This is a genomic window from Rhodococcus sovatensis, assembly GCF_037327425.1.
GTDB lineage: Bacteria > Actinomycetota > Actinomycetes > Mycobacteriales > Mycobacteriaceae > Rhodococcoides > Rhodococcoides sovatense.
Map to the genome: position 1 here is coordinate 114,024 of NZ_CP147846.1, position 16,312 is coordinate 130,335.

A 16,312-nucleotide genomic window follows, 5' to 3' on the forward strand; every position below is an offset into this window, starting at 1 on the left:
TGTGTCCACGGGAGAGGCTTCGGAGACCCCGGAGGCATCGGAAGCTCCGAAGGCCCGGCGGGCAGGCACCGAGACGGTCGAGCACGAACACACGCACCACCGTCATGCTCTCGATTTCGCCGTACCCTCTCCCGGCAAGCATCCCTTCGTCATGTGGCTGTGGGGGCTGCTCCAGCTCGACTTCACCGGTATCGCGTTCGGCGCCCTGTTCTTCTGTTGGTCTCTGACACCGTCGTTGCTGCCGCGAGATTGGCTGTTTCAGGGGCTGATCGGCGGTATCAATGCCGCGATCGGGTACGGCTTCGGCGTCGCAGTGGGGTGGGCGGTGCGACGATGGTTCCTGGCGAGCAAGTCGTGGTGGCCGCTGCCGCGGAGGGTCGAACTGCGGATCAAGTACGCCATTCCTCCGATTGCGGCGCTGGCAGCTCTGTACATGCTCTTCCTGTCCGCGGGCTGGCAACGAGAGCTCGCGGAGCTGATGGACGCCGAAGGCACCACCACTACTGGATACTTCCGCACCGGCGCTCTCAGTATTGCTGTTGGGGCACTGTCGATCTCGGCGACGCGTGTGCTGCGAGATCTGGTTCGTTTCGTGGCCCGTCAGATCAACCGGGTCGTCAAGATGCCTCGCGAGGTCGCCAACGTCATCGGCGTCGTGCTGGTTCTTGTGCTCGTCATCGCGCTCGTTCAGGGCGTACTGCTGCGCGCTGTCTCCGACGTCACCAACTCGGCTTTCAGCCTGCAGAACAACGAAACTCGTGAGGGCGTAGAACAACCGGCCAGGTCCGAACGTTCGGGTAGTCCAGAATCTTCGGCGCCGTGGGACACACTCGGTTTCGAGGGACGCAACTTCGTCGCCAGCGGTCTCAGTGCCGAGGAAATTTCCGACGGGCTCGGCAGACCTGCGCTCGAGCCGATTCGTGTTTACTCCGGTCTGGAGACCGCTGGGACGCAGGATGAGCGACTCGACATCGTCGTGCGAGAACTCGAACGAACCGGCGCCTTCCAACGACAAGCCCTGGTCGTAGTTCCCACGACCGGTACCGGGTGGGTCAACCCGACCGCGATCGAGGCCGAAGAGCTGATGTTCGGCGGAGACGTCGCCACCGTCGCCGCGCAGTACTCGTACTTGCCGAGCTGGATATCTTTCCTCGCGGAGCGCGAAAAAGCAGCAGAAGCCGGAAAGGCGCTCATCGACAAGGTTCGCGCGCGCTGGCTGCAGGAACCGGAGGAGACGCGTCCGCGCCTGTACGTGTACGGCGAAAGCCTCGGCACTCAGTCCGGTGAGGGCGCGTTCGACGGTCTGGCCGAGATCCGCGACAGCGTCGACGGTGTCCTGTGGGTCGGCCCACCGAACGCGAACCGACTGTGGGGGCAGTTCGTCACCCGCCGCGACCCTGGTAGCCCCGAGGTGCGGCCCGTCTACGCCGATGGGCTCGTCGTCCGATTCGCCGACAACTCGTCGGGCATCCCGCCCGAGGGCGAGCCGTGGCTCAGTCCGCGAGTCCTGTACGTGCAACACGCGTCGGATCCTGTGGTCTGGTGGTCGCCCGATCTGCTGTTCTCCCGTCCCGACTGGCTGTCCGAAGCCCCGGGGCCGGATCGACTGCCGGACATGCGCTGGTTCCCGATCGTCACGTTCTGGCAGGTCGCCGCAGACCTCACGAACGCCGCGGGAGTCCCCGACGGGCACGGCCACAATTACGGAACGCTCGTGCTCGACGGATGGGTCGCGATCGCCGCACCGGAAGGTTGGACGGACGAGGACACCGAGAAGGTTCGCGCCGTCATGGACGAGTACGCGGGCCGGGACGGCCCGGAGAAGTGAAAGCCCTCGTGCTCGGTGCAGTGACGACGGCGTGGAGCGGTGCTGTCGTCCCTCATCTGGCGCTTTCCGACCGCAGTCGCGCAGTCGTGAACGCAGCTTTCGGGGTATCGCTCGTCGCTGTCACCCGAGCACCTCTCGGCCTGAAAAACTGGAGAAGCGGTCTGGCGTGGGGTCTCGGCGCCGCGGCGGTGCCCGTCGTGGGATCGGCGGTGGTCGCGTCCGTCCCGGCGCTGGCTCAGCGGGTTCGACCGTCGGACGACGACCTGGCCGAGTGGGTGCTGCTGCGGATACCCGTCGGAACGGTAGTGGCAGAGGAGTTGGTGTTCCGCAGCGTCTTCGATGCGGTGGCACCCACGTTGTCGCCGATCTTCTTCGGGCTGTGGCACATTCACCCGGCTCGTGCGGCCGGAGATTCGGTGCTCGGGACGGTCGTCGGCACTGCCCTGGCGGGAGGGGTGTTCTCGTGCCTGCGTCGGCGAAGCGGCAGTGTGCTGGCGCCCGCTCTGCTGCACTACGCGGTGAATGCGTCGGGTGCAGTGTTGGCTGCGCGACGCACCGGCCCTGCAGCCCTGGTCCTAGGCTGATCCGCATGGCTCCGAGCAAGACCGTGACCCCTGAACAAGTCCGAGCGGCCGTGCTCGCCGTCTCGGAGTGGGTGCGCGACGGTTCGCGCGACGCCCCGCCCCGCGCCGCCCTGGCCGATGCTGTCCGCACCACCGCCCGCACACTCGCTCAGAGTGCGCCCGGTTCAAGCGTGGAGGTGCGCGTACCGCCGTTCGTGGCAGTCCAGTGCATTCCAGGACCGCGACATACCCGTGGGACGCCGCCGAACGTCGTCGAGACCGATCCGCGCACCTGGCTCGAGGTCGCCACAGGAGTTCGAGAGTTCGACGACGCACTGAAAGACGGGTCGATCACCGCGTCGGGAAGCCGCGCGAGCGAAGTGGGGCATTGGCTGCCGATCCTTCGCGCCTGAGCGACACATGGACGGCAGATGGCCGACTCGGGAATGGAAGAACGCCCACGATGCGTTGCTACGCCCTGACGGCCAGTAGACTAGGCCGTGCCCCCCGCCCCGGCCCCCTTAGGGAGCAGTGCTGTGACCTCTGCCGATCTGTCGGTAACAAGTCCAAATCTTCTGCTAGGCAAACCCGTAGACGAACCCGAGAACGAGCCGCGCGAAGAGTGCGGTGTCTTCGGAGTCTGGGCACCGGGGGAGGATGTGGCAAAGCTCTCGTATTACGGGCTTTATGCGCTGCAGCACAGGGGCCAGGAAGCCGCGGGTATCGCGGTGTCCGACGGCTCGCAGGTATTGGTCTTCAAGGATCTCGGCCTGGTCAGTCAGGTGTTCGACGAGCAGACTCTCGGCGCGATGCCGGGTCATGTCGCCATCGGACACTGCCGCTATTCCACCAGCGGCTCGGTGACCTGGGAGAACGCACAGCCCATATTCCGTACCACCAAAGCGGGGACGGGTATCGCGCTCGGGCACAACGGCAATCTGGTCAACTTCGCCGAACTCGCGACGCGTGCCCGCGAGCAGGGACTCATCAGTGACCGTCTGCAGGGCAATGGCACGTCGGATTCCGATGTCGTGGCAGCTCTTCTGGCGCACAAGGCAGCCGACTGCACCATCGAGCAGGCCGCGATGGAATTGCTGCCGACGCTGAAGGGCGCGTTCTGCCTGACCTTCATGGACGAGCACACCCTGTATGCCGCGCGTGATCCGCACGGGGTTCGCCCGCTGTGCCTCGGGCGTCTCGATCGCGGTTGGGTGGTCGCCAGCGAGACTGCCGCGCTCGACATCGTCGGCGCTGCGTTCGTCCGCGACATCGAACCGGGAGAGTTGCTCGCGATCGACGCGGACGGAGTTCGCTCCTCACGGTTCTCTGCGCCCGAGCCGAAGGGGTGCGTGTTCGAGTACGTCTACCTCGCGCGTCCGGACAGTGTCATCGGCGGACGGTCGGTGCACTCCACTCGTGTCGAGATCGGCCGCCGGCTCGCTAAAGAGCACCCCGCCGAGGGCGATCTCGTCATTCCTGTGCCGGAGTCCGGTACTCCCGCAGCCGTGGGATTCGCGCAGGGCTCGGGGATTCCCTACGGCCAGGGTTTGATGAAGAACGCCTACGTCGGACGCACCTTCATTCAGCCGTCGCAGACCATTCGTCAGCTCGGTATCAGGCTCAAGCTCAATCCTCTCAAAGAGGTCATTCGCGGCAAAAGACTCGTGGTAGTGGATGATTCGATCGTCCGCGGAAACACCCAGCGCGCGCTCATTCGCATGTTGCGTGAAGCCGGTGCGCTGGAGATCCACGTCCGCATCGCGTCTCCTCCGGTCCGGTGGCCGTGCTTCTACGGCATCGACTTCGCTTCTCCGGCAGAGTTGATCGCCAACGGTGTCGACTCCGAGGACGGCATCCTCGAAGGAGTCCGGCAAGCGATCGGTGCCGATTCTCTGGGGTACATCTCGACCGAGGGCATGATCGCAGCCTCGGAGCAGCCCGAATCGAGGCTGTGCACAGCCTGTTTCACCGGCAAGTACCCCATCGAACTGCCCGCGGACAATGCGCTGGGTAAGCACGTTCTCGAAGGGATGCTTGCCTCCGCGGCCGGTCAGCCCTCGGAGTCCTCCAACGCCAACGCGAGTGCACTCAGTCGACCGTAGGAGTACCGAGCCGCTCCGCGCTAGTGGCACGGTTAAGTGTGTCCTGGCGCACTCAACCGTGCCACTGGCGACGGAGTCGCCGCACCGCATCCCGGCTCCGGTACCGTTAGAGCGCAATTGCGTGCAGACAACGCGCAACACGAATACGAGTACAAGGGCTGGAGCCGCATGACCGAGGAAACCCGACCACCCCGCGCAACCTCCTCGGGTGGTGCTTCCTACGCCGCGGCAGGTGTCGACATCGCCGCAGGTGATCGGGCAGTCGAGCTGTTCGCGCCGCTCGCGAAGAAGGCATCGCGACCCGAGGTCATGGGCGGCCTCGGCGGATTCGCCGGACTCTTCGCGCTCAAGGGCGACTACCGCGAGCCGATCCTGGCCGCATCGACCGACGGCGTCGGCACCAAGGTCGCCGTCGCGCAGGCCCTAGGCAAGCACGACACCCTCGGCCTCGACCTCGTCGCTATGGTCGTCGACGATCTGGTCGTCTGCGGAGCGGAGCCGCTGTTCCTGCAGGACTACATCGCTGTCGGCCGGGTCGTCCCGGAGATGGTCGCCGAGCTCGTCAAGGGCATCGCCGAGGGCTGCATCATCGCCGGATGTGCGCTGCTGGGCGGGGAGACCGCTGAGCATCCCGGACTGATGGCCGACGGTGACTACGACCTCTCGGCCACCGGAGTCGGTGTCGTGGAGGCGGACGCAGTGCTCGGACCCGATCGCGTGCGCCCCGGCGATGTCGTCATCGCAATGGGCTCCTCGGGCCTGCACTCCAACGGTTACTCGCTTGCCCGCAAGGTCCTGCTCGAGATCAACCACATGGACCTGGGAAGTCACGTCGAGGAGTTCGGTCGCACCCTGGGCGAGGAACTGCTCGAGCCGACGAAGATCTACGCCAAGGACTGCCTTGCGCTTGCCGCGGAAACCGACGTGCGGACGTTCTGCCACGTCACCGGCGGTGGACTTGCGAACAACCTCGGACGGGTCATGCCTGCGGGACTGGTCGCCGAACTCGATCGCACCACGTGGAGTCCAGCACCGGTGTTCTCGCTCATCGCACAGCGCGGACGAGTCGAGCGCGCCGAGATGGAGCAGACGTTCAACATGGGCGTCGGAATGGTCGCCATCGTCGCGCCCGAGGACGTCGATCGCGCACTTGCTGTGTTGACCGCTCGTCACATCGACTGCTGGACCCTCGGATCGGTCAAGAAGTCGACGGACAAGACAGCCACGACCGAACGTGCGCTGCTCGTGGGCAACCACCCGCGTTTCTGAATCAACAGCGCACGAATGAGGGGGAGCCGCACTGCGGCTCCCCCTCATTCGTGTCTATCGCTTTTCTCAGCGTCGCCAGTCCTCGTATTCATCTTCTTCGACGCGGGAATAGCCGTCCGCGTCAGAAGAAGAGATGCCGCCCGAGGTGATACCGCCACGGTGGGAGTTGGACGAACCACCGGAGAGCTCTCTTTGCAGACTCTCCAAGTCCGTTGTCGGCGAGCTGTACTTGAGCTCACGAGCGACCTTTGTCTGCTTTGCCTTAGCCCTGCCTCGGCCCATGGCGTTGCCCCCTCGCGGACTTGCGGGGCGGCCTGGGGAAATTTGGGCGCCCCGTTAGATTTGGTATTTCTTCCTGGCACACACTCTAGCGCGCGAATCGCTTAGATGCTCATACGGAGTCCGTGTCCGAGCTGTTCGGTTGCTCTCAGTACCCTTTACCAGCGCAAATACCCGTCGCTAAGGTAACGATTTCGACTCACACCGGTTTTTTCAGCGCAGCCCGCGCGTCGCGGGCGACTTTGACCGGTAGTTTCGGGTCTTCGAGAAGCCGAGTCAACCCCGACTTGTTGGTGCCCCGAAAGAGGTCCCGGACGGTGACTCCGTGCGCCGGGACATGCTCGACGAGGATCGTTGCGCCGCGCTCGACAGTGCCCGGCTCCACCACCCGCAGGTAGGCGCCGACATCCCCTCGCTCAGTGAACCGCTTGACCCAACCGGACTCACCGACCCAGCGCGCGAACGTCCCGCACGGCGTGCGCGCGATCGTCACTTCCAACGCAAGGTCGCCGACGCGCCAGAGCGAGCCGACGACGGCGTCGGTCACCGGGACACCGGACGTCCTCAGATTCTCGCCGAACCAGCCCGATGGAATGTCGCGTCCCAATTCCGACGCCCACTGCTGGGCCTCGGCTTCGTCGTAGGCGTACACGGCCTGGTCGACGCCACCGTGGAACTTGGTGTCGCTGCTGTGATCGCCGGCAAGACCGAGTTCGTGGACGTCGACGGGGCCGTCCACGGGCCTCTTGTCGATGGCACTGCTCACAACCCCACGTCGGCCCAGCGGAACATCGGCGTGCACGACGCACACGGCTTCGACCCGTCCTGTCACCGGCCGCGCAACCGGTCGACGGCGGCCCGACCCGCCTGAACGTCGTCGTAGCTCGGAATCGAGTCCGGGTCGATCGACGCGGCACACGGTCCGGCGACGAGTTCGGTGTCCGTCGGGATGGTGCGTTTGATCAGGGCAAGCGCAACGGGCCCCAGCTCGAAATGATCGATGACGGTGCCGAGTCGACCTACCGTGCGTCCTCCCGCGGTCACCGGGTCGCCGGTGACCGGTCGGCCGTCGGCGGATCCATCGAGGTGCAGCAGGACGAGGTGCCGAGGTGGCCTACCGAGGTTGTGCACCCGCGACACGGTTTCCTGGCCGCGGTAGCACCCCTTCTCGAGGTGCACCGCTCCGAGTTCGGCGACGCCCCCGATCCAACGGACCTCGTGCGGGATGGTCTTCTCGTCGGTGTCGACACCGACGCGAGGACGAATCGATTCCACGCGGAGGGCGTCGTACGTCCAGGTTCCGGCAGGTGTGGCGCCGGCGTCGCGCAGCCGGGTGAACCACTCGGTCAGCGCGGCGCGGGGGACCAGCAGGTCGAATGCCGTCGGGCCCGGCCACGGCATCCGCCGGACGAAGCCGCCGCCCTCGAGCGCACTGGCGTCGTAGAACTCGGTCGGTACGGTGACGCCGACCGACTCGAGGATCCGGGCCGACTCGGCTCCCAACAGGCTCACGACGGCGAGCTCACTGCCCTCACGAGGTTCGGCTTTGGACCAGAACACCATCTTCTTCAGAAACGACAGAAGATCGAGGCCCGACGTGGGTTCGGTGTCGATCCACGTCACACCGCCCAGGTCGGTCTGAACGAAGTGGTGCTCGATACGTCCATTGACGTCCAAGGACAGATTCTCTGCGGACCGCCCGTCGGGAAGGTCGGAGACGAGCTGGCTGGAGATCGTGTTGAGCCACGTCAGTCGTTCCGCACCGCTGATCGCGATGACGAAGCGGTGCGAGCGGTCGATGACTGCCGCTCCCGATGTCGCGTCGCGTTGCTCACCGAACGGGTTGCCGTAATGCCAGGCCACAGCGCTGTCGGCGGTGTCCTCCGGTGACGGCACAGCGCCGGGGAGAGTGAGAAGCGGGCTAGGACTGATGACGGCGGAATCGGACACGGCTTCCATAGTAGGAGCATCGATGGAAGTCCCGGGTTGTCGGCGGCACATGGCCGACGAATTACGTGCGCGCAACACGTCCGATACCGTCTCGCGATTCGTCGGATCTAGTTTCGTGGACGTGAAAATCATGGGTCACCCGGCAGCACAAATCGGTCTCGCTGCCGTCGGAGGAATCGTATTCGGTCTCGTGGTCGGCGACTGGGCCGCAAACCTGAAATTCGTCGGTGATCTGTTCATCCGGTTGATCCAGATGTCGATAGTGCCGCTGGTGATGGCGTCGGTGATCGTGGCGACCGGATCCATGTCCGGCACCGGCACCGGCAAGATCGCGCTACGAACCTTCAAGTGGATGATCGGATTCTCCGTCGTTGCAGCCGTACTGGCGTGGTTGCTCAGCAGCCTCATCCAGCCCGGTGCAGGCATGGTCTTCAGCCAGTCCCTCGATCCCAGTCTCGAGGAATCCGCAGGCGAGGCGTTGGGCTGGCAGGACACGCTGCTGAACTTCGTCTCGACCAATATCTTCAGCGCGATGTCGACGGCGACGATGGTGCCGATCATCGTCTTTTCACTCCTCTTCGGCATTGCACTGCGCAGTCATATCAACAAGACCGGCGACACCGGGGTACTCACGTTCGTCGATCAGATCCAGCAAATCGTGCTGACGATGATCCGTCTGGTGATGTTCATTGCGCCGGTCGGTGTGTTCTGCCTGCTCGCTGCTCTTGCCGGTGATGTCGGTGTCTCCGTCGTCTCTACTGCACTGAGCTACCTGGGGACCACCCTCCTCGGCGTCCTCATCCTCTTCGTTCTGTTCGTGGTGGTCGTGACGATCCGAACCCGGCTGGATCCCAGGAAATTGCCGGGCAAGCTCACCGAGCAGACAGCGATCGCGGTGACGACCACCAGTTCGGCAGTGACATTCCCGACGGTTCTCAAGAACACCGTGGAGAAGGTAGGCGTCAGTCAGAAGGTCGCGAACTTCACGCTGTCGATCGGATTGACGATGGGCTCCTACGGAGCGGTCCTCAATTACATGATCGTCGTCATGTTCCTCGCACAGGCCGGCGACATCAGTTTGAGTTTCGGCCAGATCGCCCTCGGAATGGGTCTGGCGATTCTGCTGAACATGGGCACCATCACCGTGCCCGGCGGGTTCCCTGTCGTCGCGATGTTCCTCGCGACGTCGTTGGATCTGCCGTTCGAGGCGGTCGGCCTGCTCATCGCCGTCGACTGGTTTGCCGGGATCTTCCGTACCTTCCTCAACGTCAACGGCGATACGTTCGTCGCAATGCTGGTAGCCAATGCAGACGACGAGATCGACCGTGACGTGTACAACGGCACCAAGACGGTCGTGGCAGAGGAGATCGATCTCGACGAGTACCGCGACGTCATGGCCCAAGCGGATCGGGCCGACTGACCCCACTGCTCTAGGGTGGCGGCATGTCCGAACGCGTAGTAGTCACCCTCGACGGGCAGGTTCACGACGCAGACATGCCTCTTCTGTACGCAGACGATCTGGCGGCGGTGCGTGGCGACGGCATCTTCGAGACGATTCTGGTACGCGGTGGTGCGCCGTGCACCGTCGAACTCCACGTGGAACGACTGCTGGCGTCGGCGCGTGCCTTGGATCTTCCGGCGCCCGATCCGGACGAGTGGCGTCTGGTGATCGGACTCGCCGTCGACGAATGGACTCGGACGTCCGAGGACGAAGGGGTCCTGCGTCTAGTTCTGAGTCGCGGGCGTGAATGCGGCGGCGAACCTACCGGCTACGCGACGGTGGGCCCGCTGCACGAGCGTGTAGCCAAGGCGCGGGCCGATGGTGTGGCGGTCATCACCCTCGAACGCGGGTATTCGGTGGATTTCGCAGCCCAGGCACCATGGCAGCTGCTCGGTGCGAAGACGTTGTCGTACGCAACGAACATGGCGGCACTGCGCCACGCGGCGCGCCGTGGCGCCGACGACGTGATCTTCACGAGCAGTGAGGGGCGAGTCCTGGAAGGACCGCGGTCGACGGTGGTGATCGCCCGGGGTAAGACACTCATCACACCACCCCCTGATCACGGCATTCTCGCGGGCACGACAGTCGAGGCCCTGTTCCGCGTTGCCGCCGACAAGGGATACACGTGCGAGCGGGCCGATGTGTTCCCTGCCGATCTCATTGCGGCAGATGGCGTTTGGTTGATCTCGAGTATCACGCTTGCGGCCCGGGTGGTCTCGCTCAACGGCGTCGCCCTTGGTACGCCTGCCATCGCCGACGAGTTCCGCTCGATGGTCGATCTGGCGGTCGAGACGATCGGCGACGAGGCAAGCGCCGGTTGAACTACTACTACACGTAGTAGTAGTCTCGGACTTGCTGCGGCAAGCCCTTGTGCAGCGGTAACGCATCGTTACCTTCCCGCGGGGCCGAAGAGTTCGGAGTATCCATGGACGCCTTGGACGTCTCGAGGTGGCAGTTCGGCATCACCACCGTCTACCACTTCATCCTCGTTCCGCTGACGATCGGGCTCGCGCCGATCATCGCCGCCATGCAGACGATGTGGGTCATCACCAAGAAGGACTCCTGGTACCGGCTCACCAAGTTCTTCGGCAAGCTCTTCCTGATCAACTTCGCCCTCGGTGTGGCCACCGGAATAGTGCAGGAATTCCAGTTCGGCATGAACTGGAGCGAATACTCCCGTTTCGTCGGCGACGTCTTCGGCGCACCGCTCGCGCTCGAGGGGCTCGTCGCATTCTTCCTCGAGTCGACTTTCCTCGGGCTGTGGATCTTCGGCTGGGATCGGCTTCCGAAACTCGTTCACTTGGCGACGATCTGGCTTGTCGCGATCGGAGTCAACGCCTCCGCGTACTTCATCATTGCCGCGAACTCGTGGATGCAGCATCCCGTCGGCGCCCGGTACAACCCCGAGACCGGTCGCGCGGAACTGACGAGCATCTGGGAGTTGATGACCAACAGCACTGCATTGGCGGCATTCCCGCATGCCGTCGCAGGCGCATTCCTGACCGCGGCCACGTTCGTCGCCGGCATCTCGGGGTGGTGGATGGTGCGAGAGGCTCGTAAGGGCAAGCAGACGGACTCGCGCAGTATGTTCCGACCGGCTGCACGTCTGTCGTTCGTGGTGATGATCGTCGCAGGCGGAGCGCTCGCGCTCACCGGTGACATCCAGGGCAAGCTGATGTTCGAGCAGCAGCCTATGAAGATGGCATCGGCAGAATCGTTGTGCGACACCGAAACCGGAGCGTCGTTCTCCCTGCTGACCGTCGGCACGCACAACAACTGCGAGTCCGTGACCCACTTGATCTCGATTCCAGGCCTGACATCGTTCCTCGCCGAGAACGACTTCGACGCGACAGTGCAGGGCGTCAACCAACTGCAGGAGCAGTACGAGCAGCAATTCGGACCGGGCAACTACAAGCCGAACTTGTTTGTCACCTACTGGGCGTTCCGCATGATGATCGGCCTCGCAGCCGGATCGGCTCTGCTTGCCTTCGCCGGGCTGTGGGTGACGCGGGGTGGCAGAGTCCCTGACCAGCGATGGTTCTCGTGGCTCAGTCTCGCCGCCATCCCGACGCCTTTCCTGGCCAACAGTGCAGGCTGGATCTTCACCGAGATGGGCCGCCAACCCTGGGTCGTAGCGCCCAATCTCAATGGAATCGATCAGATCAGACTCACCGTCGACCAAGGGGTGTCCGATCATCCCGTGACGTTGGTTGTCGCCTCGCTCGTCACGTTCACCCTGATCTACGCGGCCCTCGGAGGCGTCTGGTTCTTTCTCCTTCGCCGATACGTGATCGAGGGGCCGCTCGAACACGACGCGCACCCGCACACGGAGGATGAGTCGGACGACGATGAGACCACGCAACTTTCGTTCGCGTACTGAGGAAGAAGACCATGGGACTCGAAGAATTCTGGTTCGTCGCTATAGCCGTTCTGTTCACCGGATACTTCGTTCTCGAAGGATTCGATTTCGGCGTCGGGATGCTGATGCCGGTGTTCGGCCGACACGCTGACCCGGAGATGGGTGAAAAGCGTCGTCGCGCGGTGCTGAACACCATCGGCCCGGTGTGGGACGGGAACGAGGTGTGGCTCATCACCGCAGGTGGAGCGCTGTTCGCCGCGTTTCCCGAGTGGTACGCGACGCTCTTCTCGGGCTTCTACATTCCGCTGCTGCTCATCCTCGTGGCACTGATCCTGCGGATCTGCGCCATCGAATACCGCGGAAAGATCGACAACCCGGTGTGGCGGCGACGCTGTGACCTCGGAATCGGTATCGGATCCTGGGTCCCGGCGGTGTTGTGGGGAGTTGCTTTCGCCAATATCGTCAGTGGGGTGGCGATCGACGAGAACAAGAAGGTCACAGCCGGTTTCTTCGACCTGCTCGGACCGTACGCGCTGCTCGGTGGTGCGACGATGGCGCTCGTGTTCGCGCTGCACGGAGCAGTGTTCATCGCGCTCAAAACGTCCGGCGACGTCCACGAAGATGCCGTGAAAATGGCTGTGCGGCTCTCGATTCCAGCGGTTGTGGTGGGTGGCGCATTCGCAGTGTGGACGCAGCTCGCCTACGGCACATCGTGGACGTGGATCATGGTCGCGCTCGCTGCAGTGTCGCTGATCGCCGTCGTGGCTCTCACCGCGCGCGTCCGTGAGGGGTGGGCGTTCGTGTTCACGACGATCGCGATCGTCTCCGTCGTCGTGCTGCTGTTCGGCTCGCTGTTTCCCGATGTCATGCCCTCGACGACCGACGTCGCCTACAGCCTCACCATCGAGAATGCGTCGTCGAGCCCGTACACGTTGAAGGTGATGACGTGGGCCGCCGCGTTCATGACACCGGTCGTCGTCGGGTACCAGGCGTGGACGTACTGGGTGTTCCGCAAGCGCATCTCGACCACACATATTCCGGATTCGATCGGATTGTCGCTCGGCCGCTCCAAGTGACCACCACCGAGCGCACGTCACGCGGACCGGTCGACCCACGGCTGTGGCGCTACTCGCGGTCGGCTCGCCGTTATCTGGTGCTGATCGTCGTCCTTGCGCTGATCGATACCGCGGCGATCATCGTCACCGCGGTGTCGCTGGGCACAGTGCTGGCAGGGGTCATAACCTCGGACGCGCGTTCGCTCTCGGACTGGTTGGTGCACCTGTGGATTCTGTTCGGGGCCATCGCAGTTCGTACCGTCGCGGCGTGGGCACAGTCGCGATACGGCCACCGCGCTGCGTCGAGGGTCGTCGAGGAACTCGAGAACGAGGTCCTCGCGGTGGCGTCGAAGATGGATCCGAGGGACCTCGATGCCGAGCGGGAGTCCATTGCCACCGTCGTCACCCGTGCTCTCACCGGCCTGGAGCCGTATCTGACCGGCTATGTTCCCTCACTGGTCCTGGCGGCAACGCTCACACCTCTGACGCTCGTGGTGATCGTGACGCAGGATCTGACGTCGGCGTTGATCATCTTCTTCACGTTGCCGCTCATTCCGATCTTCATGATCCTGATCGGCTTGTTGACCAAAGGACGAGCCGAGAAAACACTGGAGTCGATGACTCGGCTGTCGGCGCAGCTGCTGGATTTGCTTGCCGGATTGCCGACGCTTCGCGCTCTGGGGCGTGAGAGGGGCCCGGCGGCTCGCGTGCGTGCGCTCGGAGATGCACATCGGCGCGCGACGATGAGAGCGCTGAAGATTGCGTTCTTGTCCTCGATGGTGCTGGAACTACTTGCAACACTGTGTGTTGCGCTCGTCGCTGTGAGTATCGGTTTGCGGTTGGTGTTCGGCGACATGGCGCTCGAAGCAGGAATCATCGCGCTCGTGCTGGCGCCAGAGGTGTACGTCCCGCTGCGGCGCGTCGGCGCTCAGTTCCATGCCGCCGAGGATGGTGTTGCGGCAGCCGACCAGGCGTTCGGGATCCTGGATCGTCCACGTCATGTGGCACGCGGAACGGACATCGTCGACGCGAGGGGCGCAGTGATCACACTGAGGTCGATCTCGGCAGACGCGCGCAACGGGAGTGCTCCGTATCGCCTCGACGCGGCCTTCGCTCCCGGTTCCGTGTCCGTGCTGGCGGGGCCGAACGGGGCAGGAAAGACGACTGCGCTGAACGTGCTGCTGGGTCTGACGACTGCGAGCGAGGGGACTGTCACGATCGGCGGCACCGAGCTGGCAGATGTGGACTTGGCGTCGTGGTGGTCGCAGGTCGCCTGGTTGCCCCAACGTCCATTGTTGTTGCCGGGAACCCTCGAGGACAATCTCGCGCTCACCGGCATCCAGCCCGACGCTCGAATTCTCGAAAAAGTCTGCACAGCAACTGGATTCGACGATGTTCTGGCCGAACTTCCGCTCGGCTGGCAGACGACGGTCGGATCTGGAGGAGTAGGACTGTCCCTCGGTCAGCTCCAGCGTCTCGCGTTGGTGCGTGTCCTCGGCTCGCCCGCCCCTGTGGTGTTGCTCGACGAGCCGACCGCCCATCTCGACGACGCTGCCGAAGCGCGTGTGCTCGGCGCGATCCGGGAACTCGCCTCTCAGGGCCGCACGGTGATCATGGTGGGACATCGACCTGCAGTGCTCGCGTCCGCAGACAAGGTCGTGGAAGTGAGCGCTCGTCATGTTCACTGACTTGCGTCGCGCGCTCGGATTGTTCGAGCTTCGACCTGGCCGAGTTGCCATTGCTACCCTCGCCGGTGTCGCCACACTCGGTAGCGCGCTGACGCTGGCTGCCGTATCGGCGTGGTTGATCACGCGAGCATGGCAGATGCCCCCGGTCCTCGACCTCACGGTCGCGGTCGTTGCAGTGCGTGCTCTCGGAATTTCTCGTGGAGTCTTCCGCTATCTGGAGCGGCTCGCAACGCACGACACCGCCTTGCGCGGAATGACGTCCGCACGAACTCGCCTGTACGAACGACTCGCCGACGGACCCCCGGCCGCCACACTGACACTCCGCCGAGGCGATCTGATGGCCAGGGCAGGCGCCGATATCGATGCGCTGGGCGACGTGGTTGTGCGCGCGATCGTGCCGATCTGCGTGTCGGTGATCATGATGGTTGCTGCGGTGGCATTGGTGGCATTCGTCTCGCCCGCAGCTGCGTCGATTCTGTTCCTGGCTCTGCTGCTGGCCGGTGTACTTGCCCCTGTTCTCGCGGGACGGGCAGCGCGCATGGCCGAGACCGAGGGCGCCACGGCCCGCACCGAGTTCACCGAAGCTGCGGTTCGTGCGCTCGACCACGGGGCAGAGCTTCGGGTCGCGGGTCGACTCGACGACACCCTCGGGGAGGCCGCAGCGGCCAACCGTTCGTCGGTGACGTCGAGGGATCGTGCTGCACTGCCCGGTGCATTCGCAGACGCCGCGCTCCCGTTGTCGATCGGGGCGTCGGTGCTCGGATCGTTGCTCGTCGGCATCTCGTTGTACGGACCGACCGGGGGCGCCGAAGGCGGAATGACTCCGATGGCCCTGGCCATCATCGTGCTCGTACCGCTGGCGGCGTTCGAGGCGACGTCCGTCTTGCCTGGCGCAGCCGTCGCGCTGACGAGGGCTCGGGTGGCGGCGTCACGGATCATGGGGCTGCTGGATGCTGCTGAACCCCGGTGGCACGGAAAAGCGCACCAGGGTGCACTCAACCGTGCCACTACGGTGGAGCCGTCCGGTGTGGCTACGGCGGAGCCGCTCGATATTCCTGCGGGGAGTCGGATTGCCGTCGTCGGGCCGAGTGGGGTGGGAAAGACGACCCTGCTGGTGGGTCTCGCCGGCCTGATTCCGTCAGTGCAGCATGTCGACGGCGCTCTGTTCTTCGCCGAGGATGCACATCTCTTCGACACTTCGATACTGGAGAATCTGCGGGTCGCTCGCGGAGACGTCTCTGCCGACGAAGCCCGTGATGCGCTCGCGACGGTGGGGCTGGGGGAGTGGGTGGCGGAGTTGCCCGAGGGTGTCGATACGACCTTGATCGGGGGCGCTCGGGCCGTCTCGGGAGGTCAACGACGACGGCTTCTGTTGGCTCGGGCTGTGCTGTCCAGAGCACCGGTTCTGCTGTTGGACGAACCGACGGAACACCTCGACGACCGCAGCGGCGCCGAGCTACTCAGGCGCCTGCTCGACCGTGACGGCGGGGTGGTCGAGCGGGACCGAACAGTCGTGCTCGTCACCCATCGACTACCCGCCGATTCCGTCGCTGACCAGGTGATCGACCTCGGACTTTCGCTGTCGGAGGAACAGTCGAATAATCCTTTGCGCACCCACGAATCTCGGCGTACTTTATCGAGTACACGAGAGAGGAGGTGGTCTGAAGTTGATGAACTCTAGGACGCGTGAGGTGGCTGCCAGCTAGCCGCTACCGCTG

14 protein-coding genes are annotated in these 16,312 nt (G+C 64.3%); 11 read left to right on the plus strand and 3 right to left on the minus strand.

What is annotated here, in order from left to right; genetic code table 11:
- Position 1 precedes the first annotated feature (1 nt).
- The 5 genes from WDS16_RS00390 (at position 2) to purM (ending at position 5,762) form a co-directional block, all read left to right on the plus strand.
- Positions 2-1,828, plus strand: a complete 1,827-nt coding sequence (locus WDS16_RS00390) for an alpha/beta hydrolase (protein ID WP_338889661.1) — start codon at positions 2-4, stop codon at positions 1,826-1,828.
- Positions 1,825-2,412 (plus strand): CPBP family intramembrane glutamic endopeptidase, encoded by a 588-nt coding sequence (locus tag WDS16_RS00395; RefSeq protein ID WP_338889662.1) that lies wholly within the window; start codon positions 1,825-1,827, stop codon positions 2,410-2,412. The genes WDS16_RS00390 and WDS16_RS00395 overlap by 4 nt, the downstream gene beginning before the upstream one ends.
- Before the next feature lie 5 nt (positions 2,413-2,417).
- A complete protein-coding gene (locus tag WDS16_RS00400) occupies positions 2,418-2,804 on the plus strand; it encodes a sterol carrier family protein (RefSeq protein ID WP_338889664.1) in 387 nt (128 codons plus the stop codon).
- Positions 2,805-2,927: 123 nt separating this feature from the next.
- The gene (gene purF / locus WDS16_RS00405; RefSeq protein ID WP_338889666.1) at positions 2,928-4,493 is read left to right on the plus strand and encodes an amidophosphoribosyltransferase; all 1,566 of its coding nucleotides are present in this window, start codon (positions 2,928-2,930) and stop codon (positions 4,491-4,493) included.
- A gap of 168 nt (positions 4,494-4,661) precedes the next feature.
- Entirely contained in the window at positions 4,662-5,762 is a 1,101-nt protein-coding gene (gene purM, locus WDS16_RS00410; RefSeq protein ID WP_338889667.1) for a phosphoribosylformylglycinamidine cyclo-ligase, read from the plus strand.
- A 66-nt stretch (positions 5,763-5,828) separates the two neighbouring features.
- On the opposite strand, the gene WDS16_RS00415 is transcribed toward purM, so the two are convergent.
- The 3 genes from WDS16_RS00415 to WDS16_RS00425 all read right to left on the minus strand — a co-directional run bounded on the left by WDS16_RS00415 (position 5,829) and on the right by WDS16_RS00425 (position 8,000).
- A complete protein-coding gene (locus tag WDS16_RS00415) occupies positions 5,829-6,044 on the minus strand; it encodes a DUF3073 domain-containing protein (RefSeq protein WP_072806788.1) in 216 nt (71 codons plus the stop codon).
- A gap of 196 nt (positions 6,045-6,240) precedes the next feature.
- Positions 6,241-6,873, minus strand: a complete 633-nt coding sequence (locus WDS16_RS00420; protein ID WP_338889671.1) for an MOSC domain-containing protein — start codon at positions 6,871-6,873, stop codon at positions 6,241-6,243.
- Positions 6,870-8,000, minus strand: coding sequence for a folate-binding protein (locus WDS16_RS00425; RefSeq protein ID WP_338889673.1), 1,131 nt, complete (start codon positions 7,998-8,000; stop codon positions 6,870-6,872). The genes WDS16_RS00420 and WDS16_RS00425 overlap by 4 nt, the downstream gene beginning before the upstream one ends.
- Before the next feature lie 112 nt (positions 8,001-8,112).
- On the opposite strand from WDS16_RS00425, the gene WDS16_RS00430 reads away from it, so the two are divergent.
- From WDS16_RS00430 to cydC, 6 genes are all read left to right on the plus strand, one after another.
- Entirely contained in the window at positions 8,113-9,411 is a 1,299-nt protein-coding gene (locus tag WDS16_RS00430; protein ID WP_338893637.1) for a dicarboxylate/amino acid:cation symporter, read from the plus strand.
- A gap of 23 nt (positions 9,412-9,434) precedes the next feature.
- Positions 9,435-10,313, plus strand: a complete 879-nt coding sequence (locus tag WDS16_RS00435; RefSeq protein ID WP_338889674.1) for an aminodeoxychorismate lyase — start codon at positions 9,435-9,437, stop codon at positions 10,311-10,313.
- Positions 10,314-10,417: 104 nt separating this feature from the next.
- On the plus strand, positions 10,418-11,872 hold the full coding sequence (locus WDS16_RS00440; RefSeq protein ID WP_338889675.1) for a cytochrome ubiquinol oxidase subunit I: 1,455 nt from the start codon (positions 10,418-10,420) through the stop codon (positions 11,870-11,872).
- Between the two features lie 11 nt (positions 11,873-11,883).
- Positions 11,884-12,927: a cytochrome d ubiquinol oxidase subunit II gene (cydB, locus tag WDS16_RS00445; RefSeq protein WP_338889676.1), complete on the plus strand. Its 1,044-nt coding sequence runs from the start codon at positions 11,884-11,886 to the stop codon at positions 12,925-12,927.
- Complete coding sequence (cydD, locus tag WDS16_RS00450) at positions 12,924-14,594, plus strand: thiol reductant ABC exporter subunit CydD (protein WP_338889677.1); 1,671 nt, start codon at positions 12,924-12,926, stop codon at positions 14,592-14,594. Before cydB ends, cydD begins: the two co-directional genes overlap by 4 nt.
- Positions 14,584-16,275: a thiol reductant ABC exporter subunit CydC gene (gene cydC, locus WDS16_RS00455; protein WP_338889679.1), complete on the plus strand. Its 1,692-nt coding sequence runs from the start codon at positions 14,584-14,586 to the stop codon at positions 16,273-16,275. The genes cydD and cydC overlap by 11 nt, the downstream gene beginning before the upstream one ends.
- The last annotated feature ends 37 nt before the right edge of the window (positions 16,276-16,312 follow it).